The following is a 25,869-nucleotide window of genomic DNA, read 5'->3' on the forward strand; positions in this document are numbered from 1 at the left end:
CTCTGTAATTATCTAAACCTACCCAATTCACAGCGACTCCTGGTACTGCTTGCCAATCTGTCATCGAGTAATAAATTCCCATAAAGAAAGGAATTATTACAACAATAATGAACGAAAATAACGCAGGAGCCAAAAACAGCCAAAAAACTAATTTATCTTTTGTTTGTCTTTTCATTAATATTCCCCTCTTCATATAAATATATGAAAGGGTAAAATACCCTTTCATATATTTTCAAAATTATTTTAAGGACTCGATAGCTCTTGCAACTTGATCTATAAAGCCTTGTTTGTCAATATCCCCTTTTGCATAACTTTCATATATTGGTCCAAGAGTTCCCATACCAAAGCCATCAGGCATGTCGTTCTGCAACCAAGTGTATGAACCATTTTCTCTTGCCATCCATTCAGTAACATTCGCAGAAAGTGGAGTGCTTGGTTTTATTGTTACATTATTAAATGCTGGTACCATTTTAGCTTCATTTACCATATAGTTATGCCCTTCTTGAGTTGTTGCCATATAGTTTAAGAAATCTTTAGCTACTTCAATGTTCTTGCTATCTTTATTTATTACATAGAATGAAGGAGCTCCAATGAAAATAGCATTATGCTCTCCTTTTACTGAAGCATGTGGGACAAATCCCATAGGAAAATCAACACCGTTTTGTACTAACCATGGATCAATCCAGTTCCCTTGATGTATAAATACAGATTTTTCAGTTGCAAATTGACCAACTTGAGAGTCGTAGTTACCTGTTAAAAGAATGCTTGGGTCAGAATACTCGAATAATAACTCAACCCAATCAGCATATTCAGTCAAACGTTGCATATCTACTTCTCCATTATTCAATTTGTCTAAAACAGTCCTATCTCCATAAGGAAGACCAGCAGATAAATAACCATTAAAGTTATGAAGCCCTGTTACCCACCTCATATCAGGTCCAGCTGCCATAGCAACTACAGAAGTAATACCTAATTCATCTTTCATATTATCTAATTTCTCAAAAGCTTCCCTGAAAGCTTCTTGACTTGTTAAAGTTGCTGGATCAATATTTGCTTTAGCAAGTAAGTCTTTATTATATGCTAAACCCCAAGCTTCAACAGATACAGGAAAACCATAAACTTTTCCATCTACAGTAAATTCAAGATCTGTTAAATCTATCCATTCATCATCAGTAAATTCAATGATTTTTGAATTCCAAGTATTATATCCACCCATACCTTCAATAACAAATATATCAGGTTCCCTGTCAGATTGGAATTCAGCTTTTAAACTATCTTGGTATGGAGTATCTCCCCCAGTTGTCTTTACAATTATTTTATTACCAGTTGCTTCTTCATACTGTTTAGCAAACGCTGTCAATTGTTCCCCAATTTCTACCTTGTTCTGATAAATTACTACTGCATCGTCATCATTACTTCCAGATGAAGTACATCCGGCTAAAAGTGAAATCGTTAACACCAAGCTCATAAACAACACTAAATACCTTTTTTTCATGTTTATCCCCCTTTAATAAATAAATGTGATATTACAATGATGCTTAATTACATTATATGAAACCGGTTCCAATTTTGCAATAACTATTTATTTTTTAATACTAAAAATTCATATGGCCCTATAATTATTTGCTCTTTTTCAAAATTCAAATCCTTCCCTTGCAATAAATCAACCATACGAGAATTTATTCCTTGCCTTCTCAATTCTGAAGTATTTAAAAACTGCCTATCTTCAGAAAAGTTAAAAATTAACAACAATTCATTCCCTTCATCCCTAAATTGTTGGATGATCAATATATGTTTGTTCTCAACCTGAATAATTTTTTCAGATATTATTATACTGCCTAAAGAATGTGCTGTTCTCAAAGCAATTAATCTCTTTAAATTGCATAATATTTGTCTTTCAATAGAATCGCATTTTTCTATATTATCCAATTTACTCCAGTCAAAATTTTGTCTATGGAGCCATCTAGAATCATGTTTCTTTTTAGGATCATTCTTGTAGTCATAGTTATTTAATAGTCCAATTTCATCACCACTATAAATCATAGGAATTCCTTTTCGTAACAAGACAAGTGCATTTATTAAATAGATTCTCTTTAAAGCTAATTCAAGCTTATATAAATCCTTTTCAGCTAGTGCCTTTTCTAAACCCGCAAGGCTAGCTAATGTGCCTGAATTTCGAGCATCTTTTGTTATCGGATCATATTCATATAATTCTCCTATAGAAAAACTATCTGGATAATTCCCTAAATAAAAGTCGATAAGAAATTGTTTGTGCATGAAAGGATCAAAACCTAATTCTCTTAATTTTGATTCATCTAATCCCCATCCTATATCATCATGGCATCTTGCATAGTTTATCCATTCCGTAGAAAGTTCATGATTAATTATCGGCATATGTGAAATGTGTCTGGCATCACGAGTTGCTAAAGAATTCCATATTTCAACCATATATGATGCGTTATACAATAAATCACATTCAAGACCGTTATTGCTGCCAAAATATCTAACTATAATTTCTGGGGCGACTATAGACTCACCCAATAAAACAGTTGAAGGAGAAAAATCAGCTAATACAGTTCTAAATATTTTAAGTATGACATGAACTTCTGGTAAATTCCTACAAGATGTGCCTATAGTTTTCCATATATAAGGAATAGCATCCAATCTTATAACATCTATACCCAAATTTGCATAAAATAACAATATCGATAGTATCTCTTCAAATACTTTAGGATTTCTATAATTCAAATCCCATTGAAAAGGATAAAACGTTGTCATTACCCATTTATTTAAGTCTTTTATATAGGTGAAATTTCCTGGCGCAACTTTAGGAAAAACTTGATTCATAGTAGACTCATATTGCCTTGGTATAGTATAGTCATCATACATGTAATAATAATTCTGATATTCTTTAATACCAGACTTAGCCTTTATCGCCCATTCATGATCATCCGAGGTATGATTAACAACATAATCTATACAAATTCTTATTCCATTTTCATGAAAAATATTAATAGCTTTTTTTAAGCTTTCTATATCCCCCAATTGAGGATTGATTTTTCTATAATCCTTTACTGCATAACCTCCGTCGTTTTCTCCTATTCTCGGCTCGACTAATGGCATTAAATGTATTAATGTAATACCAAGATTTTTAAAATAATCAATTTTTTCATATAATCCAGCTATGTTTTTGTTAAAAAAGTCAACATATAACATCATTCCTACTGTGTTTGTTGAATGTATCCAATCTGGAGAGTCATTAATAAATAAGTTTTGCCTTCTCTCGTTATAACTCCTAGAAATCATCTCAAGTAATTCATCAAAGGCATGTTTTTGGTTAGGATATAATCTTAGATAATCCTCCGAAATTAAATCTTTCAATTTATCAATATCTATTTCAAAGCACCTCCTTCTTACAAATATTTTATGAAACCGGTTTCATATTGTCAACAAAAATTTTTATAAATTTTTTTATTATATATATTGACAATATATATTTTTTATGATATATAATAATTAGCACTCAGGAAGTGAGTGTGCTGATAAAAATCTAAATAAAAATCTAATTTTATAAAGGGGGTTGTTACTATGGCTGGCTTAATTCCTTTCAACAGAAGAAGAGATTTAGCTACAAGAGGTTCAGGAATTGATGAATTTTACAATATGTTAGATGACTTCTTCACAAGTGATTGGCCATTTAAAAGAAGCCTTGAAAGCGACACCTTTAAGTTAGATGTTGTTGATAACGGAAATGAATATCTTATAGAAGCAGAATTAGCAGGTGTAGATAAAAAAGACATAAATATTGAAATGGCCGATGGTCGTTTGGAAATATCTGTCACAAAAGATGAAAGCAAAGAAGAAAAAGACAAAAACTATATTCACAAAGAAAGATATTACAGTTCCATGTCTAGATCTATATATCTAGCTGATGCTAAGAGTGAAGGATTAAAAGCAAAATTAGAGAATGGAATATTGAAAATAACCGTTCCTAAAGAAGAGATAAAAGAGAATAAAGTAAAAGTAGATATCGAATAATGAGAAGAGCATTTATGCTCTTTTCATTATTATTTTTTATATTTACATAAATATGATTAAAAATATGATTAAATTGTAATAATCATGTGTATATAATAATGTAAATATAATATTATAGGAGGTACCGATATGACTTCTTTAAAACAATTTGCATCAAACATCGCTGTTAATCAAGTTTTAAATTACGTAGACAAAAACCCTAAGGAAAATCTCAATAAGATATTAAATCTTAGTGAAAAGTTCTTAACAAATCCAAGAGATATAAAAGTTCTGTATATGATGAGAAACACATTAAACAATGAAGATAGTAATTGGAAACTACTAGCAGACAGATTCTTTGAGCAGACTACCTTGAATTGTCAAAAAAAATTTATCAATAATTTTTTAATCAATTCAAATGTATATGGTACTCAATTGAGAAATGAAAAAAAAGCTGAGTTAGAAGTATCAATACCATGGGCAATATTGATGGATCCGACTTCTAGATGTAATCTCAAATGCACTGGATGTTGGGCAGCAAACTATGACCAAAAAGATGATCTTTCATATGAAACGATGAATAGAATTGTAAATGAAGGAAAAGAGTTAGGAATATATGTTTACCTTTTCTCTGGTGGTGAACCTTTCATTAAGATTAATGAAATTCTCAAATTATGTGAAGAACATCAAGACTGTTACTTTACTTGTTTTACTAATGGTACATTGATTACAAAAGAAGTTGCGAAAAAAATTGCAGAAGTTGGTAATTTCGCACCTGGCATTTCAATTGAAGGTTTTGAAAAAGACACAGACTTTAGGAGAGGAAATGGAACTTATAAAAAGGTCCTTCAAGGGATGGACAATCTCAAGGAGGCTGGGGTAATTTTTGGTACATCTATGTGTTATCATCATTATAATTACAAAGAAATTGTTTCAGAAGAATTTATTGATTTTCTAATAGATAAAGGCGCTTACTTTGTGTGGCTATTTACATATATGCCAATAGGAAAGGATGCTGATATTGATCTTTGCGTAAGACCAGATGAAAGAGCTTATATGTATAGAAAAGTTCATGCTCTTAGAAATGAAAAACCAATATTTTTAATGGATTTTTGGAATGATGGTGAATATGTAAATGGGTGTATAGCTGGAGGAAGACAATATTTCCACATTAATGCCCATGGGGATGTAGAACCTTGTGCATTTGTTCATTACTCGGATACAAATATTAAAAATGTATCTTTAATTGAGGCTTTAAATAGCAATATATTTAAAGCTTATCAAAAAAGACAACCATTCAATGAAAATCACTTAAGACCATGTCCTATTCTTGATAATCCGAATTATATAGTAGAGATTGTTAATGAAAGTGGTGCAATCTCAACTCAACCAATTGATAAAGAAAAGCCAGAGGAGCTTTTTGAAAAATGTTCTAATATAGCTGATAATTGGGCAAGTGTCGCAGATGACATATGGAATAATAAAGAAATAAAACAAAATAGATAATGTTAAACAACCCTATTGTTTAGGGTTGTTTTTTTGTTCATCAAGTTTTTCATATATTTTTTGTTTAATCTCGATAATTTGATCTACTAAGCTCTCAAGTTTGTCTTTTGTTAATTTAGGATATACTTTGATTAAATATATCTGTCTATTCTTTACTCTCATAGCTAAGTTTGAAATTTTATTACTTAATAGTTCATCCTGAATTTTTTTCAAATTTAATTCACCTGCTATATTTTTTAATTCAGCCAGAATATTTTTCAACTCTATAAGCGAACTAATAGTTAAAGTTACATCAACAACAAACACAATTAACGTTATATTATGAATAATTACAAGTGTAGGTAAACTAAAGTTTGATAAAAACATTTCTATAGTTGGCTGTATGAAATCTATTAAGATTATTGTAGCAATTCCCCACAAAATTGAGAATTTGAGCGATATATATCCTTTAATATTAAATTTATTTTCACTATAATCCCACCACTTATTCCCAAATAGTCTTTCTAGGGTTAGCCCTGTTATAAGTTCAATTAAGGAAGCTAATATTGATCCTGCTAGGAAAATTAAGATTGGGTTGTTGGGTAATCTGCTTAGTAAGGTTATCATAATGATTGCACCTGTCCCATATATAGGACACCATGGACCATTTAAAAAACCTCGATTAATAAGCTTTTTTTCAGTATATAAATGAAATACTACTTCTGCAACCCAGCCAAGCATTGAATAAATAATAAAATACAAAAAATAATCAAAAAAAATTTCCCTATAATCCATATTTCACCTCTTTAATAGTATTTTTTAATGTATCTTACTGTTTCTATCACATAATTTATTAATAACTATGTTATTAATCTTATTATAATACTACAGCATTTCGTAAGCATTATCAATAGATTTTAATTAACATCTTGTTCTTAATATTCTATCTATGAAAGTTTACTTCATTATATCTAGGGTATATAGAAATTAAATAATAAATAGGGGGTAAAAATTATGTTTGAAGGTAAAGTAGCTATTGTTACAGGCGCTAGCGGTGGAATAGGTAGTGCAGTTGTAAAACAACTAAGTGAAAAGGGTGCAAAACTTACTCTTGTAGGAACAAGTCAAGAGAAGTTAGATAAATTAGCAAAAGATTTAAACTTGAAGGAAGGCCGATTTATTGCCGTCCCTGCTGATGTATCAAAAGAAGAGGATGTAATAAACTATGTAGAAAAAACTATTGAAGCTTTTGGCCAAATTGACATATTAATAAATAACGCTGGTTATGAAAGCAAAGTTACACCAATTGTAGACACACCAATTGATGATTTTAAACGGGTAATGGGAATAAATGTAGAAGGCGTATTCAATGGGATGAAATATGTTCTTAAACATATGATCCCCAGAAAATCAGGAGTAATTGTAAATACTGCTTCTGTTGCTGGTCTAATGGGTTCTCCAGGGCTTTCCGCATATACAGCAAGTAAGCATGCAGTCGTAGGTTTAACTAAAACAGCAGCTTTAGAAGTTGCTCAATTTGGAATTAGAGTTAATGCTGTAGCTCCATCTCCTGTTGACAACAGAATGATGAGATCAATTGAAGATGCTATTACTGGTGGTAAAGGTGAAATGGCAAAAAAAGAGTTCGAAAAAAGCATTCCTCTAGGCAGATATGCTTCGAATGAAGATATTGCAAATATGATTGTATTTTTAGCATCAGACAAAGCTTCTTTTATAACAGGAGGAATATACAGAGTTGATGGCGGAATGGGCGCTAAATAAAGCACTGTTTTTTACAGTGCTTTATTTTTTTATTGCATTCTTAATTAACGATAGTTAAAATATAATTGTAATGATAATAAATTTTAATAAAAAATTGGATAAGAAATATATAAGGAGAATCTTTATGAACTTAATTTCTACTCTGAAATTAAACAAAGTTGATGCAAACTATTTTGAATATGTCGATTCTATATACGATTTGATTCATCATGACAAAGTTAAATCAATGGATAATTTTATACAACATGGAGATATCAGTACTTTAAACCATGCGTTAAATGTTTCATATAAAAGCTATATTATAAGTAAAAAATTGAATTTAAAATATGTTTCATGTGCTAGGGCTGGTTTATTACACGATTTTTTCTTGTATGATTGGCATAACCATGAGCCTCTAGATAATTTGCACGGTTTTATTCACCCAAAACTAGCTTTAAAAAATGCTGAAGAAAATTTTCAACTTAGTGATTTGGAAAAAGACATTATAGTAAAGCATATGTGGCCTTTAACTGTTAAATTTCCTAAATACAAAGAATCTTATGTGGTATGCTTGGTTGACAAATACTGTTCAATTCAGGAAATTGTTAATAGTAATTTAAGTAAATTTTATAAAATGTTTTCTACAATTAAAGGTTCTATTAAATCAATTATTAGTATCAACTAGTTTCTGTATTCGTTACCATTGTTACTGATATGATAACTATGATAGCTCCTATTAATTGTATAGGGCTCAGCCTCTCATCATATAACAAATAACTGAATATAAATGTTACAACAGGAACTAAGTTTAAAAAAATAGCGGTTACAGAAACTGATGTATTATTTAATGCATAAAGATAAATGTAATTAGCAACAGCAGAGCAAATGATAGCTAGAAACAAAAAATTTAATAAAATATTAGTATTGACTAAATCCCATCTGACTTCTTCAAAAATTATAAATGGTATAAATCCTATACAACCAATTAGGCTTTGATAAAAAGCAATTGTTATATCAGAATATTTTTCGAATAGTGGTTTTGTTATTATCAAATACACAGCAAAAGATATAGATGACAAAAACATTAATGAATATCCGACTATACTTCCACCTTCTAATTTTGCACCAATAACTAGAAATACTCCAATTATAGAGAGAATTATTCCAAGCATAGAGATTATATTTATCTTCTTCTTCAAGATAAATCTTTCAATTATAACTGTTATTACAGGCAACATAGCTACAATAACGGAAGCATCATTTGCACTTATTCTCATCAACCCATTATTTTCAAGGATATAGTATAGTGTTATACCCGTTAAACCAGCAATTATTAGCAATGGTAAATCTTTCTTATCTATTTTTTCTGATATTTTTAATCTTTTCATCATTAAATATTGAATTATCCCAGCAATCAAAAATCTATAAAATGCTAAACTAGCAGGAGGAAAGGCTACTAGTGATATTTTTATACTGATAAAGGATATCCCCCATGCTAGTACTGTTATAAGTAAAAATATTATCGATATTATTTTTTTACTATTCATCTTTACATTCTCCCAGATCTTAAAATAGAAATCAAAAGCCAAAACCCTAGAATACCTGCAAATAAATAACCACCTAAGCCCAATATCGATATATCCATAATCTTTGGCCCTAAATTTCTATTTAGTATAAGTGAAGAACTAAGGATTATTGCAGAAACTATGATAGCAAAAACAACTCTATTTATCATTCTATTTGTTTCGCTAATTATTTCATCAAGATCTTTAACATTTAATCCCAACTTGGTATCATCATTATTTATCTTTTCTATCAATTTCTGCAAAGACACCGGTATCTTTAGACCTGCTTTATATGCCAAATAACTTTCCAATAAATTTTCTTTTAGCTCTTTCTTTAAATTATCACTATTCATTAATTTCGACTTTACATATGGAATTACTATATCCATCATTGTTATAGTTGGATCTAATATGGTCACAAGTCCTTCTATAGTGATCAAACTCTTAGAAAAAATTACCATATCTTTTGGCATTTTTATATGATTTTTCTTTGCTACATTAAAAATTTCTTCCATAACTTTAGATAACTCAATCTCTTCAAGTGAACTCTCAATATATTTGTCATATATCACTGAAATGTCTTTTTTTAAATTTAATTTATCTATATCTGAATTAAAATCCCCTATCCTGATAACAGCATTTGTCATCATATCCAAGTCCTTCATTGCAATAGCGGTTATTAGGGCATTGAACTTTCTTCTCAAACTAATTTCTAAAAATCCCATTATTCCAAAATCAAGGTATGCTATCCTGTTTTTATAAATCATCAAATTGCCTGGGTGAGGATCTCCGTGAAAAAATCCATCTTCGAGTACCTGTTTCATGTAATTTTGTACTAGTTTTACAGCTATGTCATTTAAGTCATAACCTTCTGAATTTATCTTATCTATATCCGATATTTTAATGCCCTTTACATATCCCATTGTCAAAATCTTCTCGGTTGTATAATGTCTATAAACTTCAGGGCAATATATATATTTTACATCTTTATTATAATTTCTAAACTTATCCATATTTTCTGCTTCAATTAAAAAATTCAACTCGTTTATAGCGCTTTTTTCAAGTTCCTCAATTACATTGTCAATATCTACTAAATCCTCAGGAATTACTCTCTTAATAAATCTCGATATTCTCTTTAAAATATGTATATCCCCAAGCATTTTTTCTTTAATGTAAGGTCTTTGAATCTTAACAGCGACTTCCTCTCCAGTAAGGAGTAATGCAAGATGAACTTGTGCCATTGATGCTGAAGCTAAAGGAATTTCATATATTTTTATGAAAACCTCTTCTATATTCTTATTAAGCTCTTCTTCAATGATTGGTTTTAAATAATTAAACTCTTCAGGTTTAACATCATCTTGCAATTTATTAAACTCTTCAATATATGGACCTGGGATTAAATCTGGTCGTGTCGATAATATTTGGCCAATTTTAACAAAAGTTGGGCCAAGTTCTTCAAATGCTTTTCTCAACTCATAAGGATTATTAAGCCCCTGTATTCCATTATTTAAACCATGTTTAACAAAAACTGCTATGATCTCTCTAAGCCTAGAAGTTGTTCTAGTGTTATCCATTTTATCACCTGCATTTGAAGAATACCCTGCAAAATGCAGGGTATTCTATTATTTGTTTTCTAACTTATCAAGTCTAGTTTTTAATTCTTCAATATCTAGTTTCGTAGCTAAATTAAGTTCAGCTATTATTTCTTTTACGTCTTCCTTTGTCAATAAAGCATCTTTAGTAATGTTCTTTGTCATTTTTCTTTTTAGCTCTTCATTGAGTTCTTTGCCTTGTTTTACAGTTAACTCACCTTTTTTTACAAGTTCGTCAATAATCTCAGTAGCTTTTTCGTAAGTAAAAGCTAAACTCCCAATCCCAGCTAGCAAAATATTACTTAAATTAAATTCCATAATATCGCCTCCTTTCATATATCTTACTTTCTATCTTACTTTCAAAAAAATACTCTGTCAAGTTTTATATGCATTAAACCCTCATTGATATTGTTTATTCAGTTTAAACGCATCTAATTGAGATATGAGCATTCCAGCCAACATCAATCCACAACCAACATATCCTCTTATATCCAAACTCTCGTTAAGAAATAATATCCCCCCAATAACTGCAAAAACGGCTTCCATGCTTAAAGCTATGGCTGCTGGTCCAGGTTTTGCATTTCTTTGTGCGACAACCTGTAAAGTATAAGCTATCCCAACAGAAAGTACTCCACCATAAATAATGGGAATATATGCATTTATTATAGAATTCAATTCAATAGTTTCAAATAATATTGCTACGATAAATGATAAAAACGAGCAAGTTGCAAATTGTATTTGAGATAACCTTAGAGGATTGACCTTGTTTGTAAACTCTCCAATAAGTAAAATATGGGTTGCCCAAAAAAATGCACCTATTAATTGCAATAAATCTCCAAAAGCTATAGAAAAATCTTCCTTAATGCTTAACAAATACAGTCCTACTACTGCTATTGTAGCACCTATCCAAATATATTTATTAGTTTTTTGTCCTATAACAATTCCCATAATAGGTACTAAAATTATGTATAAACTAGTAATAAAACCCGCTTTAGCTGCTGTAGTATATACTAATCCAACCTGTTGAAAGCTAGAACCTGCAAACAAAACTATGCCAGCCAAAATTCCGTATTTTACGACTTTAATATCTATTTTCCTTAAATCTCTTTCTCTGTAAAATATTCTAACTGCAGGTATTAGAGATATACTACCAAGCAAAAACCTTACAGCATTAAAGGTAAATGGACCAAGATAATCCATACCTACACGCTGTGCTACAAATGCTAACCCCCAAATTGCTGCAGTTAAAAGCAATAATAGATTTGACTCAAGTTGTTTGTTTTTCATTTAAATCCTCCAGAAATATTAAATTTACTGTTAATTTATAACAATATTTTAACACCTAATTGAAATAAAATAAATATTCAAAAGAATTTTAATGCTTTTTCACTTAACATCGATTATATTGACATTGTGTCAATATATATATAGACTTTAAATAAATTAGTTTTTTAAATCTTTTTAGAGGTGATATGATGGTAAAGTTTGCTGAAAGAATTGAAAAAATACCAGATGATCCACTTAATGAAATAATGAAATTATCATCTGATAAAGAAATAATTTCATTCAGTCTAGGAAGTCCTTCAAAGGAAGCTTATCCAACAGATTTTGTAATCGATATTACTAGAAAGCTGCTCACCGAAAATCCTACTACAATGCTTTCATATGGCCTTCAAGAGGGTTATGAGCCTCTCAGAAGAAATTTTATTGATCATATCGCAAATGAAAGAAATATAAAAGCAGATTTAGATAATGTATTAATAACCACAGGAGCAACGCAAGGTATAGAACTAGTAGCACAAGTTCTTATAGAAAAAGGTGATGTTGTTTTAGTAGAATCTCCAACATTCTTCGCCGCTCTTCCAGTTTTTATTAAGTATGGAGCAAAATTAGTACCTGTGAAAATGGACTCTGATGGTATCGATGTTGAAGATTTGGAATATAAATTAAAAAGATATAATCCAAAATTGTTATACACAATCCCTACTTTTCAAAATCCTACAGGTATTACTTTGTCAAAAGAAAGAAGAATTGCTATTAGTCAACTAAGTGATAGATATAACACAATAGTTCTGGAAGATGATCCCTATTATGATTTACGATTTGTCGGAGAGCATTTATTGCCTATAAAATCTTATGAAAAAAATGAAAATGTAATTTATTTAAGTAGTTTTTCAAAGATTTTAGCTCCAGGACTTAGAGTTGGAGCTATAGTAGCAAATAAAAATATCATAAAAAAGTTGATTTTAGCTAAGAGTGGAGCAGACACAAACACCTGCATACTTTCTCAAGGTATATGCTCAGAATTTTTAGAAAGTGGTTTTTATAAGGAACATTTACATAATATTTACCCTATGTATCTAAATAGATTAAATAAAATGATTGAGTGCATTAATGATTTTTTCCCGAATGATATCACTTTTGTAAAGCCAAATGGTGGTTTGTTTATTTGGTTAGGATTTTCAAATGATATTGATACAAATTCAATTTTAAAAGCTTCTTCAAAGAAATATAAAGTTTCATATGTTCCAGGTGATATTTTCTTTTTAAATCCAACAGAAGGTAAAAATTTTATTCGTTTAAACTATTCATCTAATGATGAATTTACCATAGAACAAGGAATGAAAAGATTGGGCATGGTATTTAAAGATCATATAAATGGATTGGCTTTCTTTTAATATTGATAAAATTCAAATGATCAAATTTAAAATTTATTCTTCTTATGTAAATACTTTATTAAATCATTAGTGTCTTTTTTCACTAAGTCGGATTCACCAGCTAATGATTCTAAATGATGAGTAAATTCATGCAATAGAGTTTCTTTTAGTCTGCTTCGTAAAAATTCTATTGATCTATTAGGATATACTTTTAAAAAAGAACCATAGTATATTCTTATATGTCTTCCTGTTATGCTAACATGGTATTCACCCAGTATATAAAGAGGAGATTCATCGTTACTCATTTTATGAAGTTTAAATTCAGGCAATAAAACTATCCCTTCGTTTAATTCATAAAAAAACTCTTTAGGAATCTCTAAAACAATTTCATCAAGAATATTATTTATTTCGTCAATACTTGGAAATACTTGCATTATTATACCTCACTCATAACAATAATCCGATTAAATTAAAATTACAAAAAGGCATTCAAAGATAGTTCTTAGAATGCCTTTTAATTAATTTATTTTATATTAGATCCACTTGATCCTAGTACATTCTTAATCTTATGTTGTACCATTCCTTTTATTGCATCTCTTGCTGGCCCTAAATACTTTCTTGGGTCAAACTCTGATGGATTTTCTGCCAAGAATTTTCTTATAGCAGCTGTCATTGCTAATCTCAAGTCTGTATCTATGTTTATTTTAGCAACATTCATGCTCGCTGCTTTCCTTAACATTTCTTCTGGTACTCCTTGGGCTCCTGGAATATTGCCTCCATATTTGTTGCAAAGTTCAACAAACTCAGGAAGGACTGTTGAAGCTCCATGTAGCACTAATGGTGTATTTGGAAGCTTCTTACCAATAATCTCAAGTCTTTCAAAATCCAGTTTTGGTTCACCCTTAAATTTATATGCTCCATGACTAGTCCCAATTGCAACAGCTAGTGAATCCACTCCTGTTCTTTCAACAAACTCAACTGCTTGATCAGGATCTGTATAAGTAGCATCTTCTTTGCTTACATTAACAGCATCTTCAACTCCAGCTAATCTTCCTAATTCAGCTTCAACTACGACCCCGTGAGCATGTGCATAATCAACTACTTCTTTTGTAATTCTAATGTTTTCTTCAAATGGATAGTGAGAAGCATCTATCATTACCGATGTAAATCCATCAGCTATACATTGTTTAACTATTTCCAAATTTTCACCATGGTCTAGATGTAAAACTATATCCAAACCACTTTCTTCAACTGCTGCCTCAACCAATTTTCTTAAATAAATTGAATTTGCATATTTTCTTGCGCCTGCTGATACTTGCAATATTATCGAAGATTGTTCCTCTTTTGCTGCCTCTACTATTCCTTGGATTATTTCCATGTTGTTAACATTAAAAGCTCCTATCGCATATCCACCTGCTTGAGCTTTTTTGAACATTTCAGTTGATGTAACTAATGCCATGTTTTTCACTCCTTTTATTTAATTATATGTTTTATACCCAATTAATGAGTAAAAAAAAACTTATACTATATTTTATATTACCATAAAATAAGAATTTTTCTATGAATATATAAATAATTTAGCTAAACAAATAAAAGTGCAACCCCAAAAACCGATATAATTGCACCTAAGATTTCTTTAAAAGAAATCTTTTCATTAAATATTTTTATAGAGAAAGGTATTATAGTTATCGGTGTTATCGAAGTAATTGTAGAAGATATGCCAGCTGTAATATACTTTAATGATACCAATGATAAGCTCACCCCAATAAACGGTCCAAAAAAAGCTCCTAAAGCAGTATATCCTATAGCTGGTTTATCGGTCAATGATTTTTTTAATTCTAAAAATCCTCCTGTGAATATTGCAAAAATTAAAAAGCTTAAAAAACCACCTATAATTCTTATTTGCGTAGCAGCAAGAATATTGAGTCCTTCTATTCCTACTTTGCTTAAAATTAATCCACCAGCTTGTCCAAATGCTCCAATAAAAGCAAACATCAATCCTCTAAATGAATACTTTACTCTCATTTTGTCTACATCATCATCTTTGCTTAAAATAACTATTGCTATTCCTAATAAAGTAATCACCATGCCAAAAAAACTACGCAATGATATAGATTCTTTAAACAACAAGTATTCGAGTAATGCTGTCAGAGGAGGGCTAGTTGCCATCATAAGCATAGATATTCTTACTCCAACTTCAATATATGCCTTTAACATAAAATAGTCTCCGATAAAAAAACCTACAAATCCAGAAATTATCAAATAAATCCAGTTTTTCAAGTTTGCATCTACCGGAAACATAATTCCTCGTGTTATAAAAGCAGTGATGCTTAAAAATAAAAATCCAAATAACAATTTAAAAAAATTTGTACTAAAACTCCCAATCCTTGGAGAAGCTTTTCCAAGAAAAATACCAACTAACGTCCAGCTAAGTGCTGTACCTAATGCTGACAATTGACCGATTATTCCCATTTTTTACCTCTCTGATTAAAATTTTTCAAAACATCTCAATAGCATTATAACTGCCTCTTGCCTAGTTGTACTACTCTGCGGATATAATTTCCCTTTATTACCTTTTATTATACCTTCATTATATAAAGAAATAAGACTATTCAATGCATAATCAGATACTTTTTCATCTATCATAATAGGCTTATTATTCATTACAATTTTTTCGTTTGTCAATTTTAATAGTCTTTCAATCATAACAGCAATATCTTCTCTAGTTATTGGGTGAGTTGGCCTGAATGTTTTGTCAGGATAGCCTTTAACTATCCCTAATTCATAAGCTTTCAAGACTTCCACATTTTCAACATCGATAAATGGATTAGAATGGTAAGGCACACTTGTAGAAAGTTTCTTTTCATAATATAAAACTGCTAATTCACAAAATTCTTCTCTAGAAATAATAACTTGCATATCTGAAGAAATTCTTTCAGAAATCAAATTATACTTTAATGCTCTGTTTAGTTCTTCTAATGCCCATGCACTTGCATAATTGAAAGGATAAATGCGACCAATAGATATATTTGGACTATATTCTCCATAATATGTATAATTACCTAAAATGTCTCTTAAATTTAATCCATATCTAATTTTAAAATTATAAGATGTAAAAGATAAGTCGTTATAATCACAGTCAAGCCCTAAATTACCAACATTAAAAATAATACTTGCTAACCCTTTTTCATCTATAATAACATCATTATATTTATAATTAAAATTCTTTAAAGTTACATAATCATCATTTCTTACATATAAATTTATTTGATAAAATACATCTTTATTTCCATTTTTATATATGTATTGGTTTAATAATTCATCGTTTTTCCAAGAAATCTTAATTTTAAAATCATTATAATCATATATTTCAGCAGAAATAGCTCTTGCCTTTCCTAAGTTCAATGAATTAGCTGATGATGTATTAGAAAAAAAAGATAATAATATCAACAAAAAAACACTAGATAATCCTATTATTTTTTTCACTAAAGAACCTCCCTTATACATTACTTGACCGATTATTATTATATCATTTATTTTTTATATAAAGAAGTAGCCTTTAATCCTATTATCCATAAAAAATCAGAGTAGGGTTTATATTTAAACTCTACTCTGAAAAATTCTAATTTGTAAATTAAAAATTATTTATTTTTTATAAAACTCTAGTACTTTTTCCCAATTAATTAAATTAAACCAAGCATCGATATAATCTGCTCTTCTATTTTGATATTTCAAGTAATATGCATGCTCCCATACATCGATACCTAAAATAGGTTTTAGTCCATCAGAAATTGGATTGTCTTGGTTTGGAGTAGAAACTATTTTTAAATTCCCATTGTCTACTACTAGCCATGCCCAACCACTGCCAAATCTCCCTAAAGCTGCCTTCTTAAAATCTTCTTTGAACTTATCAAAGCTCCCAAAAGCATCATTAATCTTTTCTGCTAGCTCTCCTATTGGTTCCCCACCTGAATTTGGCGCCATTATCTGCCAAAACATTGTATGATTTAGATGCCCTCCTCCATTATTTCTTACAGGTGTTTTAATATCATCAGGCAAAGTGTTTAGTTTTGCGATTAAATCTTCTATAGGCATATCTTTAAACTCGTCTTTTCCTTCTAATGCCTTATTCAAATTATCTACATATGTTTGATGATGCTTTGTGTAATGAATCTCCATAGTCCTAGCGTCAATAAATGGTTCTAGTGCATCATAACTATAACCTAAATCTGGCAATTTATAACTCATTTAATACCACTCCTTATATATTTAATATATTATTTTCCATAGATTAATTACCCAGTTTTCTAATTGATAAACATTATCATTTAGAAAATAAAAAAATCTTTCGAACAAATCCTAAACAAGGTTATTCGAAAGATCTATTTATCAAATGCTATTCTAATGGTTTTAATTTTGCAGTGAAATGTCTTAGTACAGGAGGTTCCCAAATAATTTTATATCCCTTAATGCTGTCCTTTCTTTCTTTAATTGATATAAGAGCATCTACGACTACATCTAAATGCGATCTAGTATATACCCTTCTTGGTATAGCCAATCTCGTAAATTCAAATTCTGATTCTATCTGCTCATTTGTGTCTGGATCATTGCCCATCATAAAAGAACCGATATCGCAACATCTTACACCTGCTTCTATATACATTTCTACAGCTAATGCTTGTGCAGGAAATTCATAGTATGGAATGTGAGGTAGAAGCTTTTTAGCGTCTATAAATACAGCATGTCCTCCTACTGGATATTGATATGCAATTCCAGCTTCATCAAGCCTTTCAGCCATATATTCCATTTGGCCTATTCTATATTTTAAGTAATCAAGGTCTATCCCCTCTTCCAATCCAATTGCAAGTGCTTCTATGTCTCTGCCAGACATCCCTCCATATGAAATAAATCCTTCATATGAGATAGTTCTTGCTTTAACTTGTTCAAATATGGCTTCATCATTTTTTACTCCAACTAATCCGCCCATATTAACAATTGCATCTTTTTTAGCACTCATAGTAAATAAATCTGCATAGCTGAACATTTCTCTTGCAATTTCTTTTATTGATTTGTTTTCATATCCTTTTTCTCTCATTTTAATAAAATAAGAATTTTCTGCATATCTTGCTGCATCTATGCAAACAGGAATATTATATTTCTTTGCTATTTCTGAAGTTTCTCTAATGTTTTCCATAGATACAGGTTGTCCACCTGCACTATTGTTAGTAACTGTAATTATAATTAATCCAACATTTTCAGGTCCATATTGTTCAATTAGTTCAACTAATCTTTTATTGTCCATGTTTCCCTTGAAAGGATGAAAATTTGTAGTGTCTAAAGCTTCAGGTATAACACAATCGATAGCCCTAGCCCCAGATAATTCTACATGAGCCCTAGTTGTGTCAAAATGCATATTAGCTATTGCTACTTTGCCTTGATGTAGAAATATAGGCATAACTACTTTTTCAGCAGCCCTGCCTTGATGAACAGGTTGTATGAATTCGTATCCAAAAATATCTTTTGCATTTTCGATTAGATGTCTATAACTTCTAGAACCCGAATATGATTCATCACCTCTCATTACACCTGCCCACTGAGTATCACTCATTGCTCCTGTTCCACTATCAGTTAATAAATCAATATAAACATCATCAGAACTCAGATAAAAAACATTATAATTTGCATCTTTGATTTTTTTAATTCTCTCTTCTTTTGAAAGCATTTTTATTGGCTCTACCATTTTAATTTTAAAGGGTTCAGCATAGTATTTGCTCATTTTTTTCCTCCTTATAGGTTTCCTCTTAATCCAATTTCATCTGCAACTTTTTTCATGCCTTCAATAGTCTCTCTAATTACATCCATTAAGTCCATCCCCAACATATTAGCGCCTTCTTCAATCACATCCCTATTTACACCTGCTGCAAAAGATTTTTGATTCCACTTCTTCTTTACAGATTTTGCTTCCATATCCAAAATTGATTTACTAGGTCTCATCAAAGCAGTTGCAGTTATAAGCCCTGTCAATTCATCAATAGTATATAGGACAATTTCTACTTTTTCTTTTGGCTCAATATCTGTGCAAAGTTTCCAACCATGGCTTAAAATAGCTCTAATATAATCTTTTGGCCAATTTCTTTCCTCTAAAATTTTTTCTGTCATTGTACAATGTTGTTCTGGATATTTGTCATAATCTAAATCATGAACTAAGCCTATTACTCCCCATTTTTCTTCATCTTCTCCATATAAATTAGCAAAATGTCTCATGACTGCTTCTACCGAAAGAGCATGCTTTATTTGGCTATCATTTTCCACAAACTCTTTTAGTAAATTAAAAGCATCCTCTCTATTTGGTATATATTCTTCCAAATTCTCACCACCTTCATTCAGTCTATAATTTAATTTTACTGAATATTTAGTAAAAAATCAAACTCTTTAATCATCAGGATTGATATATTTTTTTATACTAAAATAGAACTTACTTCCTTTTCCTAACGTGCTTTCAACACCATACTCTCCTCCATGTGCAGAAATTATAGACTTTACCATAGATAGTCCTATTCCACTGCCGCTTTTCTCCCTTATATGGCTTTTGCCTGACCTATAATATCTATCCCAGATATAATTGATTTCGTCATTATCTATCCCTAATCCTCTATCTAATACAGATAATGTAACTAGTTGATTGTTCTCTTCGATAGTTATTGTTATCAACTTATTTTCTGTTGTATAGTTAATTGCATTATTTACTAGATTATAAATAGCTTGGTGAATTTTTGATTTGTCAGCAAATACTATAGTGTCACCTGATTTTATAATTTCTATTTTATATCCAAGTTCTTCTTCATAATATTTAAATCTTTTTACAACTTCTTCAGTAAGATTTGCTAAATCAAAGATTTCTAAATCCAATCTGTTAAGCCCTGCCTGCAATTTTGTTAGTTCTAATAAATCGTCTACTAATTTTGTCAATTTGTCAGTTTCTTCTATTATTACGTTAACATTTTTCGTTCGTTTAATTTCATCATTTCCAGATATATCTCTTATCAATTCACTATATGATTTTATAACTGTTAGCGGAGTCTTTAAGTCATGAGTGACATTAGCTAAAAAATCTCTTCTTAGCTCTTCAGATTTTGATAGTTCTTTAGTAGCAATGTTTAAAGTGTTTGCAAGATTATCAATTTCTGTGTATTCACCTTTTTCGAACTCTATTTCATAGTTCCCTAGAGCTAGTTCTTTTGAGAGGTTTGTGACTTTCTCTATCGGCTTAGATAATTTTTTTGATATTATTAATGAAAGGCCAAATGATAGCACTAACGAAATTATGGTTACAATTAAAAGTTGATTTTTCAATATATTAATTGTTGAATCGACAGGTTGCAACATTGAATTTATATAAAGAAAATAGTTGCTCCCACTATCATTTTCTAAAATAGCACCATAAACTATTGTTGATTCCTTAAGTCTCTCATTTTCAACAACATACACAACGCTATTTTCTTGCGATAAGTAAAGCCTAGATAAAAAATCATTGAACAATTTCTCATTTAATTTAGGCTGTTTAATAATATCGAAAATATCCAGTGGATAAATCAAATTGCCGTATTGATCAAGAATATTTATTACAATCCCTTGCTTAAACGATAATGAGATTAATTCTTCCTGAAATTCTTCTGTTTTATACATTTCTACAAGATTATCTCCTATTTTAGAAATTTCTTTTATTTTCATTGACTCATAAAAACTATTCATAAAGACAATTTGTAGTAACCACAATAGCCCAACGATAATTAAAGCAAAAATCATGAAATATTTCCATAATTTATAACTTAATCTATTTTTGTCAATTTTTATTGCCATATCAACTCAGTGCCCTTTCGTTAAATTTATAACCAACACTCCTTACAGTTTCTATATAATCTCTATATTTTCCTAAATTATTTCTAAGCATTTTAATATGAGTGTCTATTGTTCTATCATCTCCGTAAAATTCATAACCCCAAATTTCACTAAGCAATGTTTCTCTGGTTATTGCCTTATTTTTATTTGTTGCTAAATAAACAAGTACTTCAAATTCTTTTGGGGTTAAGTTAACTTTATTGTCATCTATATAAACTTCTCTGCCAGATAAATCTATTTTTAGTCCTTTAAAGGTCAAAATATCAATGCTATCTTCTCTTATGCTTCTAGTAAGTATAGCATTTATTCTTGCCATAACTTCTTTTGGAGAAAATGGTTTTACTACATAATCATCTATACCTAGCTCAAATCCGAATAATTTATCATATTCCTCTGACCTAGCTGAAAGCATAAGTACTGGAACATCAGAAAATTTTCTTATTTCTTTCACAGCAGAAAAACCGTCAAGTTTAGGCATCATTATATCCATTATGATAATTGAAAAATCATATCTTCTTGCCATTTCTATTGCTTTAAATCCGTCGTCAGCTTCTGCTACTTCATAACCTTCAAATTCAGCATATTCTCTTAACACATCTCTTATTTTTTCTTCATCATCAACTATCAAAATTTTTTTCATAACATCACCCACTTAATATTATAAAATTCCTATTTGTATTATATGTGAAATTTTAATGAAAACTAAATCATTAATATTATATCATAGTATTCATTAGCTTCTATGAGCACAATTTTGTATGAATTTATTAATTGAAATTATGTTAAAAAAATAATGAAAATCTATGTTAAATTGTTGACAATATATTATTATATGTTAATATATATTGTGTAATATTTATTAAACTATATTATAGGAGGTTAACTAATGGAAAATTTTAAAGAAATTGACGATATTATTGCACTTCACGGCAATGATAAGTCTTCCATTATTAGTATTTTACACGATGTTCAGCACAAATTTAACTACATACCAGAGGACGTATTAGAATATGTATCTGAAAAACTATCCATAAGTCCAACAAAGGCTTTTGGAATTGCTACTTTTTATGAAAATTTTTCGCTACAGCCAAAAGGCAAATATATTATTAAAATTTGTGATGGTACAGCTTGTCACGTAAGAAAGTCAACTCCAATCATAGAGGCATTAAGAAAAGAGCTAAACCTAAGTGAAGAAAAAATTACTACTGATGATTTAATGTTCACTGTAGAAACTGTATCATGTTTGGGCGCATGTGGATTGGCACCAGTTATAACTATCAATGATAAAGTATATGGAAAGATGACTCCAGAAGCAGTCGTTGACCTTTTAAATGAGCATAGAAAGGAGATCGGAAATGAAGATAAATAATATTGATGAATTTAATACTTTAAAACTAAGTTTAGAAAAAGCTTTTAAAAATCAAAGTAAAAAAATTATCGTTTGTGGTGGTACTGGTTGCGTAGCAAATGGCGCATTAGTAATTTATGAAAAATTTAAAATGATATGTGAAGAAAAAGGTTTAAATGTTGAAACTATATTAGATCTTCATGATGATTCTCCAGATAAATTAGGACTAAAAAAATCTGGTTGTCATGGATTTTGCGAAGTTGGACCATTGGTACGAATAGAACCTTCCGATTATCTGTATTTAAGGGTTAAAGAAGAAGATTGTGAAGAAATTATCGAAAAAACAATAATTAATAATCTGCCTATTGAGAGATTAATGTATAAAATTGGTGAAACAGTCTATGCTTCAGAAGAATCAATTCCATTCTACGAAAAACAGTCTCGTATAGTTCTAGAGCATTGTGGACATATAGATGCAGAGTCAATTTTAGATTATATAGCTGTAGATGGTTATTCAGCATTCATTAAAGCTCTAACAACAATGTCTCCTGAAGAAATATGTAATTGTATAATCGATTCAAATTTGCGTGGAAGAGGCGGAGCAGGTTTCCCAGCTGGTTTAAAATGGATACAAGTATTAAAAAACCAAGCTGATATAAAATACGTAATATGTAACGGAGATGAGGGTGACCCAGGTGCTTTTATGGACAGGAGTATAATGGAAGGCGATCCTCACAGAGTAATAGAAGGTATGATGATTGCAGCTCTTGCAACTGGTGCTAGAGAAGGTTATATATATGTGAGAGCAGAGTATCCGTTAGCAATTGAAAGATTGTCTAAAGCAATAGAACAAGCACGTGAATATGGATTACTCGGAGAAAATATTCTTGGAACCAATTTTAGTTTCGACATAAAAATAAACAAAGGTGCTGGAGCTTTCGTGTGTGGTGAAGAATCAGCATTGATTGCCTCTATCGAAGGCGAAAGAGGTATGCCAAGAGTAAAAGCCAAAAGACCTGTTGAAGATGGTTTGTGGGGTAAGCCTACAGTAGTTAACAATGTAGAAACTTATGCTAATGTATTTAACATTATTAATAGAGGCTCAGATTGGTTCAAATCAATTGGAACAGAAAAAAGCTCAGGAACTAAAGCATTTGCATTAACTGGAAATGTTATGAACACAGGGCTTATAGAAGTTCCTATGGGAGCTACATTAAGAAATGTAATATTTGATATTGGTGGGGGAATTGCTAACAACAAGAGGTTTAAAGCTGTACAAATTGGCGGGCCATCTGGTGGATGTCTATCTGAACAGCATCTTGATTTACCTCTTGATTTTGATTCATTAAAATCAGTTGGAGCTATGATCGGGTCTGGTGGAATGGTTGTAATGGATGAGGATACCTGCATGGTTTCAGTAGCAAGATTTTTCCTAAATTTCACTCAAAAAGAATCATGTGGTAAATGCATCCCTTGTAGAGAAGGTACCAGAAGGATGCTTGAAATTTTAGATAAAATCATTGAAGGTAAAGGTACTTTGGAAGACTTAGATATGTTAGAAGAGTTAGGAGATACTATATTAAAGACATCACTTTGTGGACTTGGTAAGACTGCACCTAACCCAGTATTGTCTTCTTTGAAATACTTTAGAGAAGAGTATATATCACATGTAGTTGATAAAAAATGTCCTTCAAAAGTTTGCTCAAAACTTAAAGTCATATATATAGACGAAGAATTATGTAGAGGATGCAGTAAATGTGCAAGGGTTTGTCCAGTTGGTGCGATTAGTGGAAAAGTAAAACAACCATATGTTATAGATCAAGCAAAATGCATTAAATGTGATAGTTGTATTGGATCATGTGCATTTGCTGCTATTAAGGAGGCTTAATGATGAAAGGTTCAATGATTATAGATGGAAGAAAAATTGAATTTGATAATGAAAAGAATATACTTGAAGTAGTTAGAAAAGCCGGTATAGACCTTCCTACATTTTGCTATCACTCTGAATTAAGTATCTATGGAGCATGCAGAATGTGCATAGTCGAAGATAATAGAGGAAATATATTTGCAACATGTTCTACTCTGCCTCAAGATGGAATGGAAATTTATACTAATACCCCAAAAATAATAAAATACAGAAAGAACATTATGGAACTTCTTCTTTCTAATCATGATAGAGATTGTACAACTTGTTCAAAAACTGGCAATTGTAAATTGCAAGAGCTTTCTTCTAAATTATTTATGCAAGAGGTAAGGTTTGAATCAAAGACAAGGAATGAAGAAATTGATACAAGCAGTTTAGCAATAGTAAGAAATCCGAATAAATGTATACTATGTGGAGACTGTGTTAGAATGTGCGAAGAAGTGCAAGGTGTTGGAGCTATTAGCTTCGCATATAGAGGCTCTAATATGAAAATTACTCCTGCTTTCAACAGAAATATTACAGAAGTTAATTGTGTTGACTGCGGACAATGTAGAGCTATATGCCCAACTGGTGCAATAACTATAAAAAATGAAAAAGACGAATTGATAAATTACCTAAATGACGACAATAAAAGAGTAGTGGTGCAAATCGCACCAGCTGTAAGAGTAGCATTGGGAGAAAATTTCGGTTTAGAACCAGGCACTATTACAATTGGGAAAATCATTTCAGCCTTAAAATACATGGGTGTTGAGAGTGTGTTTGATACTTCTTTTAGTGCTGATTTAACTGTAATGGCTGAAGCCGAAGAATTTGTAGAGAGATTAGAGAAAAAGGAAAATCTACCATTATTTACTTCATGTTGTCCAGCTTGGGTTAAATTTGCTGATTTTAATTATAAAGAGTTATCAAATAATATTTCGACTTGTAAATCACCACAGCAAATGTTTGGCTCAGTGCTAAAAAAATACTATCAAGAAAAAGATAAAGAAGATGGAAAAGAAACTATAGTTGTTTCAATCATGCCTTGTACAGCTAAAAAAGCAGAAGCAAACAGAGAAGAATTTATAACAAATGGAAAGAAAGACGTTGACTTAGTGCTGACAACTCAAGAATTGTCAATCTTAATTCAACAATTTGGTATAAATTTTGATAATCTTATAGAAGATTCATTTGATATGCCTTTTGGGTTTGCAAGTGGTGCAGGGGTAATATTTGGTTCAAGTGGTGGAGTTGCAGAAGCTGTATTGACTCGCTTATTAAAACAAAAACCATCAGTATCAGATAAAGAAATCCTATTTAAAAATGTAAGAGGTTTAGAAAGCGTCAAAGAAGCTAATTTCGTAATAGATGGTACCGAGGTTAGAATTGCTGTAGTCCACGGACTTAAAAATGCTGCAGAATTGATTAATAAAATACAAAGCGGCGAGAAAACCTATGATATAGTTGAAGTAATGGCTTGTCCAGGCGGTTGTATCGCTGGTGGAGGACAACCAACTCCTATGGATGAAGAAAAACGAAAGAAAAGATCGAATGGGTTGTATACATTAAACAGAACAGCTCAAATTAAGTCTTCAGAAGAAAATCCTTTGATTAATGACTTATTTGAAGGATTGTTGAAAGA

24 protein-coding genes are annotated in these 25,869 nt (G+C 30.5%); 8 read left to right on the forward strand and 16 right to left on the reverse strand.

The annotated features are described in order from the left end of the window. Positions 1-238 precede the first annotated feature (238 nt). Positions 239-1,495 (reverse strand): ABC transporter substrate-binding protein, encoded by a 1,257-nt coding sequence (locus tag ACTB1H_RS04205; RefSeq protein WP_463261586.1) that lies wholly within the window; start codon positions 1,493-1,495, stop codon positions 239-241. Between the two features lie 83 nt (positions 1,496-1,578). Beyond that, positions 1,579-3,381, reverse strand: coding sequence for an alpha-amylase family glycosyl hydrolase (locus ACTB1H_RS04210; protein ID WP_463261587.1), 1,803 nt, complete (start codon positions 3,379-3,381; stop codon positions 1,579-1,581). 207 nt (positions 3,382-3,588) lie between these two features. Here ACTB1H_RS04210 and ACTB1H_RS04215 point away from each other — a divergent pair, with 207 nt between their 5' ends. After that, positions 3,589-4,038 (forward strand): Hsp20/alpha crystallin family protein, encoded by a 450-nt coding sequence (locus ACTB1H_RS04215; protein WP_463261588.1) that lies wholly within the window; start codon positions 3,589-3,591, stop codon positions 4,036-4,038. A 129-nt stretch (positions 4,039-4,167) separates the two neighbouring features. Next, positions 4,168-5,523, forward strand: coding sequence for a radical SAM protein (locus ACTB1H_RS04220; protein WP_463261589.1), 1,356 nt, complete (start codon positions 4,168-4,170; stop codon positions 5,521-5,523). A gap of 12 nt (positions 5,524-5,535) precedes the next feature. On the opposite strand, the gene ACTB1H_RS04225 is transcribed toward ACTB1H_RS04220, so the two are convergent. Continuing rightward, complete coding sequence (locus ACTB1H_RS04225; RefSeq protein WP_463261590.1) at positions 5,536-6,297, reverse strand: putative ABC transporter permease; 762 nt, start codon at positions 6,295-6,297, stop codon at positions 5,536-5,538. Between the two features lie 219 nt (positions 6,298-6,516). On the opposite strand from ACTB1H_RS04225, the gene ACTB1H_RS04230 reads away from it, so the two are divergent. Both ACTB1H_RS04230 and ACTB1H_RS04235 read left to right on the forward strand, forming a co-directional pair. Further along, a complete protein-coding gene (locus ACTB1H_RS04230) occupies positions 6,517-7,284 on the forward strand; it encodes an SDR family NAD(P)-dependent oxidoreductase (protein ID WP_463261591.1) in 768 nt (255 codons plus the stop codon). Positions 7,285-7,408: 124 nt separating this feature from the next. Then, a complete protein-coding gene (locus ACTB1H_RS04235; RefSeq protein ID WP_463261592.1) occupies positions 7,409-7,948 on the forward strand; it encodes an HD domain-containing protein in 540 nt (179 codons plus the stop codon). On the opposite strand, the gene ACTB1H_RS04240 is transcribed toward ACTB1H_RS04235, so the two are convergent. From ACTB1H_RS04240 to ACTB1H_RS04255, 4 genes are all read right to left on the reverse strand, one after another. After that, entirely contained in the window at positions 7,941-8,810 is an 870-nt protein-coding gene (locus ACTB1H_RS04240) for a DMT family transporter (RefSeq protein WP_463261593.1), read from the reverse strand. The genes ACTB1H_RS04235 and ACTB1H_RS04240 overlap by 8 nt on opposite strands. A 2-nt stretch (positions 8,811-8,812) precedes the next feature. Next, positions 8,813-10,402, reverse strand: a complete 1,590-nt coding sequence (locus ACTB1H_RS04245) for an ABC1 kinase family protein (RefSeq protein WP_463261594.1) — start codon at positions 10,400-10,402, stop codon at positions 8,813-8,815. A gap of 48 nt (positions 10,403-10,450) precedes the next feature. Beyond that, a complete protein-coding gene (locus ACTB1H_RS04250; protein WP_135270797.1) occupies positions 10,451-10,738 on the reverse strand; it encodes a phasin family protein in 288 nt (95 codons plus the stop codon). A gap of 81 nt (positions 10,739-10,819) precedes the next feature. Next, positions 10,820-11,707 (reverse strand): DMT family transporter, encoded by an 888-nt coding sequence (locus tag ACTB1H_RS04255; protein ID WP_463261595.1) that lies wholly within the window; start codon positions 11,705-11,707, stop codon positions 10,820-10,822. 188 nt (positions 11,708-11,895) lie between these two features. Here ACTB1H_RS04255 and ACTB1H_RS04260 point away from each other — a divergent pair, with 188 nt between their 5' ends. Then, entirely contained in the window at positions 11,896-13,098 is a 1,203-nt protein-coding gene (locus ACTB1H_RS04260; RefSeq protein ID WP_463261596.1) for an aminotransferase-like domain-containing protein, read from the forward strand. 26 nt (positions 13,099-13,124) lie between these two features. On the opposite strand, the gene ACTB1H_RS04265 is transcribed toward ACTB1H_RS04260, so the two are convergent. From ACTB1H_RS04265 to ACTB1H_RS04305, 9 genes are all read right to left on the reverse strand, one after another. Next, positions 13,125-13,511, reverse strand: a complete 387-nt coding sequence (locus tag ACTB1H_RS04265; protein WP_463261597.1) for a metallopeptidase family protein — start codon at positions 13,509-13,511, stop codon at positions 13,125-13,127. 89 nt (positions 13,512-13,600) lie between these two features. Continuing rightward, entirely contained in the window at positions 13,601-14,536 is a 936-nt protein-coding gene (gene fba, locus ACTB1H_RS04270; RefSeq protein ID WP_463261598.1) for a class II fructose-1,6-bisphosphate aldolase, read from the reverse strand. A 122-nt stretch (positions 14,537-14,658) separates the two neighbouring features. Continuing rightward, positions 14,659-15,549 carry a DMT family transporter gene (locus tag ACTB1H_RS04275; protein WP_463261599.1) on the reverse strand — a complete coding sequence of 297 codons (891 nt, stop codon included), beginning with the start codon at positions 15,547-15,549 and terminating at the stop codon, positions 14,659-14,661. A 15-nt stretch (positions 15,550-15,564) separates the two neighbouring features. Further along, positions 15,565-16,563: an S-layer homology domain-containing protein gene (locus tag ACTB1H_RS04280; protein ID WP_463261600.1), complete on the reverse strand. Its 999-nt coding sequence runs from the start codon at positions 16,561-16,563 to the stop codon at positions 15,565-15,567. A 159-nt stretch (positions 16,564-16,722) separates the two neighbouring features. Continuing rightward, complete coding sequence (locus ACTB1H_RS04285) at positions 16,723-17,325, reverse strand: superoxide dismutase (protein ID WP_463261601.1); 603 nt, start codon at positions 17,323-17,325, stop codon at positions 16,723-16,725. Positions 17,326-17,473: 148 nt separating this feature from the next. Beyond that, positions 17,474-18,853, reverse strand: coding sequence for a tryptophanase (locus tag ACTB1H_RS04290; protein ID WP_463261602.1), 1,380 nt, complete (start codon positions 18,851-18,853; stop codon positions 17,474-17,476). Between the two features lie 11 nt (positions 18,854-18,864). Next, positions 18,865-19,443, reverse strand: coding sequence for an HDIG domain-containing metalloprotein (locus ACTB1H_RS04295; RefSeq protein WP_463261603.1), 579 nt, complete (start codon positions 19,441-19,443; stop codon positions 18,865-18,867). A gap of 66 nt (positions 19,444-19,509) precedes the next feature. Next, the gene (locus ACTB1H_RS04300) at positions 19,510-20,829 is read right to left on the reverse strand and encodes a sensor histidine kinase (protein ID WP_463261604.1); all 1,320 of its coding nucleotides are present in this window, start codon (positions 20,827-20,829) and stop codon (positions 19,510-19,512) included. 109 nt (positions 20,830-20,938) lie between these two features. Continuing rightward, positions 20,939-21,616, reverse strand: a complete 678-nt coding sequence (locus tag ACTB1H_RS04305; protein ID WP_463261605.1) for a response regulator transcription factor — start codon at positions 21,614-21,616, stop codon at positions 20,939-20,941. 246 nt (positions 21,617-21,862) lie between these two features. Here ACTB1H_RS04305 and ACTB1H_RS04310 point away from each other — a divergent pair, with 246 nt between their 5' ends. From ACTB1H_RS04310 to ACTB1H_RS04320, 3 genes are all read left to right on the forward strand, one after another. After that, complete coding sequence (locus tag ACTB1H_RS04310; protein ID WP_463261606.1) at positions 21,863-22,345, forward strand: NADH-quinone oxidoreductase subunit NuoE family protein; 483 nt, start codon at positions 21,863-21,865, stop codon at positions 22,343-22,345. Continuing rightward, positions 22,332-24,212, forward strand: a complete 1,881-nt coding sequence (locus ACTB1H_RS04315) for an NADH-ubiquinone oxidoreductase-F iron-sulfur binding region domain-containing protein (RefSeq protein ID WP_463261607.1) — start codon at positions 22,332-22,334, stop codon at positions 24,210-24,212. The genes ACTB1H_RS04310 and ACTB1H_RS04315 overlap by 14 nt, the downstream gene beginning before the upstream one ends. Positions 24,213-24,214: 2 nt before the next feature. Then, positions 24,215-25,869: [FeFe] hydrogenase, group A (locus tag ACTB1H_RS04320; protein WP_463261608.1), on the forward strand; the 1,655-nt coding region annotated here is incomplete at its 3' end.

The organism is Soehngenia sp., assembly GCF_055108775.1.

Coding starts and splice junctions, on each gene's coding strand:
- ACTB1H_RS04290 (WP_463261602.1), bottom strand. CDS start 18,853: ATGAGCAAATACTATGCTGAACCCTTTAAAATTAAAATGGTAGAGCCA.
- ACTB1H_RS04310 (WP_463261606.1), top strand. CDS start 21,863: ATGGAAAATTTTAAAGAAATTGACGATATTATTGCACTTCACGGCAAT.
- ACTB1H_RS04250 (WP_135270797.1), bottom strand. CDS start 10,738: ATGGAATTTAATTTAAGTAATATTTTGCTAGCTGGGATTGGGAGTTTA.
- ACTB1H_RS04265 (WP_463261597.1), bottom strand. CDS start 13,511: ATGCAAGTATTTCCAAGTATTGACGAAATAAATAATATTCTTGATGAA.
- ACTB1H_RS04240 (WP_463261593.1), bottom strand. CDS start 8,810: ATGAATAGTAAAAAAATAATATCGATAATATTTTTACTTATAACAGTA.
- ACTB1H_RS04260 (WP_463261596.1), top strand. CDS start 11,896: ATGGTAAAGTTTGCTGAAAGAATTGAAAAAATACCAGATGATCCACTT.
- ACTB1H_RS04215 (WP_463261588.1), top strand. CDS start 3,589: ATGGCTGGCTTAATTCCTTTCAACAGAAGAAGAGATTTAGCTACAAGA.
- ACTB1H_RS04235 (WP_463261592.1), top strand. CDS start 7,409: ATGAACTTAATTTCTACTCTGAAATTAAACAAAGTTGATGCAAACTAT.
- ACTB1H_RS04230 (WP_463261591.1), top strand. CDS start 6,517: ATGTTTGAAGGTAAAGTAGCTATTGTTACAGGCGCTAGCGGTGGAATA.
- ACTB1H_RS04225 (WP_463261590.1), bottom strand. CDS start 6,297: ATGGATTATAGGGAAATTTTTTTTGATTATTTTTTGTATTTTATTATT.
- ACTB1H_RS04205 (WP_463261586.1), bottom strand. CDS start 1,495: ATGAAAAAAAGGTATTTAGTGTTGTTTATGAGCTTGGTGTTAACGATT.
- ACTB1H_RS04305 (WP_463261605.1), bottom strand. CDS start 21,616: ATGAAAAAAATTTTGATAGTTGATGATGAAGAAAAAATAAGAGATGTG.
- ACTB1H_RS04220 (WP_463261589.1), top strand. CDS start 4,168: ATGACTTCTTTAAAACAATTTGCATCAAACATCGCTGTTAATCAAGTT.
- ACTB1H_RS04285 (WP_463261601.1), bottom strand. CDS start 17,325: ATGAGTTATAAATTGCCAGATTTAGGTTATAGTTATGATGCACTAGAA.
- ACTB1H_RS04255 (WP_463261595.1), bottom strand. CDS start 11,707: ATGAAAAACAAACAACTTGAGTCAAATCTATTATTGCTTTTAACTGCA.
- ACTB1H_RS04275 (WP_463261599.1), bottom strand. CDS start 15,549: ATGGGAATAATCGGTCAATTGTCAGCATTAGGTACAGCACTTAGCTGG.
- fba (WP_463261598.1), bottom strand. CDS start 14,536: ATGGCATTAGTTACATCAACTGAAATGTTCAAAAAAGCTCAAGCAGGT.
- ACTB1H_RS04315 (WP_463261607.1), top strand. CDS start 22,332: ATGAAGATAAATAATATTGATGAATTTAATACTTTAAAACTAAGTTTA.
- ACTB1H_RS04300 (WP_463261604.1), bottom strand. CDS start 20,829: ATGAATAGTTTTTATGAGTCAATGAAAATAAAAGAAATTTCTAAAATA.
- ACTB1H_RS04245 (WP_463261594.1), bottom strand. CDS start 10,402: ATGGATAACACTAGAACAACTTCTAGGCTTAGAGAGATCATAGCAGTT.